The organism is Dietzia sp. DQ11-38-2 (genome assembly GCF_014145055.1).
GTDB lineage: Bacteria > Actinomycetota > Actinomycetes > Mycobacteriales > Mycobacteriaceae > Dietzia.
This window is the reverse complement of the sequence record NZ_JAALDW010000009.1, coordinates 1-3,701: the sequence shown is the minus strand read 5'-3', so window position 1 is coordinate 3,701 and position 3,701 is coordinate 1. Positions and strand designations below refer to the sequence as shown.

The following is a 3,701-nucleotide window of genomic DNA, read 5'->3' as shown; positions in this document are numbered from 1 at the left end:
CCCCCGATCGGCGGACGGATCGACCCCTGATCACGACCCGCGTCTGTTCCCCCGGGTCACGGCCTACCGGTTCCGTCGCGGCACACTGCGTCCGGGCCAGCAACGCAACTGGGAGGAGCACTGGCCCACCTACGGCCGCAACGTCGCGGACGAGGTGATCGACCCGGAGGTCATGTTCGGTCGCGTCGCACCGCTGATCGTCGAGATCGGGTCCGGGACGGGGACGTCCACCGCGGCGATGGCGGCAGAGGAGCCGGACCTGGACGTGATCGCCGTCGAGGTCTACCAACCCGGCCTGGCCCAGCTCCTGGGGATGATCCTGCGAGAGGGCCTCGAGAACGTCCGGATGATCCGCGGCGACGGGGTGGATGTGCTCACCAACATGATCGCGCCGGCGAGCCTGACCGGGGTGCGTGTGTTCTTCCCGGATCCGTGGCCCAAGGCGCGCCACCACAAGCGCCGGCTCCTGCAGTCGGGGACGTTCGCCCTGATCTCCTCGCGCCTCCGTCCCGGCGGCGTACTCCACGTGGCTACCGACCACGCCGACTACGCCGACTGGATCGCCGAGACCGGCGACGCCGAACCGTCACTCGAGCGGCTCGACGCCACGACCGGGGACGGGCACGTACCGTTCAGTCTGAAACGACCCGTGACGAAGTTCGAGGGCAAGGGTCTTCAGGAGGAGCGAGTGATCAACGAGTTCCTCTGGCGTCGCAGAGACTGACACACCCGAATCTCCGAGAAGGCCGAGGCTGTAGACGATGACCCCACCTGACGGACCGGACGACCACGAGATCACCGACGTGGTGCCGCCCGACGACCCGGGCCTGGTGCTGCTCGTCTGGGACGCGCCCAACGTGGACATGGGCCTCGGGTCCATCCTCGGCGGACGCCCCACGGCCCTCTACCGGCCACGCTTCGACGCGCTCGGGCGGTGGCTGCTCGGGTACGCGGCCGAGTTGTCGGTGAGCTCGGGCGACACCCTCGAGGCCGAGGCGACCGTCTTCACCAACATCGTCCCGGGTACCTCGGACAATGTCCGCCCCTGGGTCGAGGCCCTGCGCAACGTCGGCTTCGCCGTCTTTGCCAAGCCCAAGACCAGCGAGGACTCGGATGTCGACGACGACATGCTCGAGCACATCGACCGGCGCGCCGAGTCCGGTCGGCTCGCGGGCGTGGTGGTGGCCTCCGCCGACGGCCAGGCGTTCCGCGAACCGTTGGAGGATCTCGCCGACGAGATCCCCGTCACCGTCATCGGTTTCCGGGAGCACGCCACCTGGGCCGTCCAGCACGACACGATCCGATTCCTCGACCTGGAGGACATCCCGGGTGTGTTCCGGGAGCCCCTGCCCCGGGTCAGCCTCGAGAACCTGCCGGACGAGGGGGCCTGGTTGCAGCCGCTCCGGCCACTCACCGCCCTGCTCACCTCGCGTTAGGAGCGCGCCGCCGTGTTCAACTCACTCGGGCGTGTCGTCGCCCGCCGCCGCATCCTCGTCACGGTCGTCATGGTCGTGGTCATGGCCGCGCTCAGCGTGGCGGGCAGCATGTTCGGAAACGCCTTCGGCCAGGGCGGCTTCGAGGACCCGGAGAGCGGGTGGGCGACGGCCGAGCGGCTCGAGCAGGAGGCGTACGGCCGTGACGCGCTCGGCGACGTCGTCGTCAGCTACCACGCCCCCGAGGGCACCACGGTCGACGATCCGGCGTTCCAGGAGCCCATCCGCGCCTCGCTCGACTCGATCCGCACGGAGTTCCCGGACGAGGTCACCGGCGTGACCAGCTTCGTGTTCAACCAGTCCCCCGCCCTGGTCAACCGGGACGAGGGCATCGCCGTGGCCTCCATCCAGATCGCCGGCGAGGAGGAGGAGATCCTCCAGAACTTCCGGGTGATCGAGGACCGGATCGACGTCGACGGGATCCAGACCGACGTCGCGGGGGTGCAGGCCGTCGCCGGTGCGTTGCAGGACGGCATGGACGCGGACCTCGTGCGCGCGGAGCTGATCGCGCTCCCGCTGGTGTTCCTGCTGCTCATCGTGGTCTTCGGCGGGGTCGTCGCCGCCTTCCTGCCCGTTGCGGTGGGGGTGCTGACGATCGTGGGCTCGCTCGGTGCTCTGCACCTGCTCTCGCTGGTCACACCGGTGAACTCCTTCGCCCAGAACGTGGTGACCCTGATCGGTCTGGGCCTGGCCATCGACTACGGGTTGTTCGTGGTGAGCCGGTTCAGGGAGGAGATGGCCGAGGGGTATCCGCCGGACGCGGCGGTGCGACGCGCGGTGGCCACCGCCGGTCGGACGGTGGTGTTCTCCGCGGTCATGGTGGGCGTGACCCTGTCCGGCCTGCTCATCTTCCCGCAGGACTTCCTCAAGTCGGTGGCCTATGGCGCGATCGCCGCGGTGATCCTCGCCGCCGCACTGTCGGTGACCCTGCTGCCGGCCGTTCTGATGATGCTCGGTCACCGCGTCGACATGCTCGGCATCACACGCCTGCAGCGCCACCGCTCACGGGAAGAGGTCGAGAACGGCCTGTTCGGTCGCATCGCGGACTTCTCCATGAAGCGCCCGGTGGCCGTGGCGGTCCCGGTCGTGGTGGTCCTGGTCGCACTGATCATCCCGTTCTCCGGGGTCAAGTTCGGCGGCATCAACGAGACCTACCTCCCGCCGGACAACCCGACCCGCGTGGCACAGGAACAGTACGACCAGAATTTCCCCGGAACCCGCACGGACCCGGTCAAACTCGTCGTGATCGGGTCGGACGGCACCACCCTGTCGCAGATCCGCTCCGCGGCGAACGAGGCACCGGGCCTGACCGGACCGTTCCAGTTCGCCCGGTCCGGTGAGCAGGACGCTCAGGGTCGCGACGTGGTGGTCCTGCAGACCGGCGTCGTCGACCGCAACGCGGCCACCGACACCGTCGAGTACCTGCAGGCGTTCCCGATCCCCGCCGGGACCGAGGTCTACGTGGGCGGTAACCCGGCGATGGAACGCGATTCGGTGGAGGCCCTGGTCGACGGGCTGCCGTGGTTCGTGCTCTACGTCCTCATCGCCACCACCATCCTGATGTTCCTGGCGTTCGGTTCGCTGGTGCTGCCGATCAAGGCCGCGATCATGAACCTGCTCGGACTGGGCGCCACGCTCGGGATCCTCACGTGGATCTTCGTCGACGGTCATCTCGCCGGCCTGCTCGGGTTCACACCGGGGCCGCTGACGTCGCCCGTGGTCGTGCTCCTCATGGCGATCATCTACGGCCTGTCCACGGACTACGAGGTGTTCCTGGTGTCCCGGATGGTGGAGGCCCGTTCGCGCGGGGCCCGCACCGCAGAGGCCATCCGCAACGGGGTGGCCCACACCGGTCGGATCATCACCTCGGCGGCGCTCATCCTCATCGTGGTGACCGGCGCCTTCGCGTTCTCGGACATCGTGATGATGAAGTACATCGCCTTCGGCATGATCGCCGCGCTCATCATCGACGCCACCGTCATCCGTATGCTGCTCGTGCCGTCGGTGATGCAGATGCTCGGCACCGACAACTGGTGGGCGCCGAAGTGGATGAAGCGCGTCCAGGAGCGGGTCGGCCTGGGCGAGGCCGAAATAGACGACGAGCCCGAACTCCTGGTCGCGGGTCCGGGGCGGGTCGGGTCGGCGGGCGCCGGTGTGCCGGTCACAGCCCCGGCCGGGCCCGTGGACGGACGGTCGACCTCCGGGCCC

At 69.0% G+C, this 3,701-nt stretch carries 3 protein-coding genes; all 3 read left to right on the top strand.

The genetic code is table 11. The features are described from left to right. Window positions 1-43 precede the first annotated feature (43 nt). Window positions 44-724, top strand: coding sequence for a tRNA (guanosine(46)-N7)-methyltransferase TrmB (gene trmB / locus G6026_RS00365; protein WP_182611907.1), 681 nt, complete (start codon window positions 44-46; stop codon window positions 722-724). Between the two features lie 37 nt (window positions 725-761). Beyond that, entirely contained in the window at window positions 762-1,436 is a 675-nt protein-coding gene (locus G6026_RS00360; protein WP_107757515.1) for an NYN domain-containing protein, read from the top strand. Between the two features lie 12 nt (window positions 1,437-1,448). Continuing rightward, on the top strand, window positions 1,449-3,701 hold a 2,253-nt coding region (locus tag G6026_RS00355), incomplete at its 3' end, for an MMPL family transporter (protein WP_347238046.1).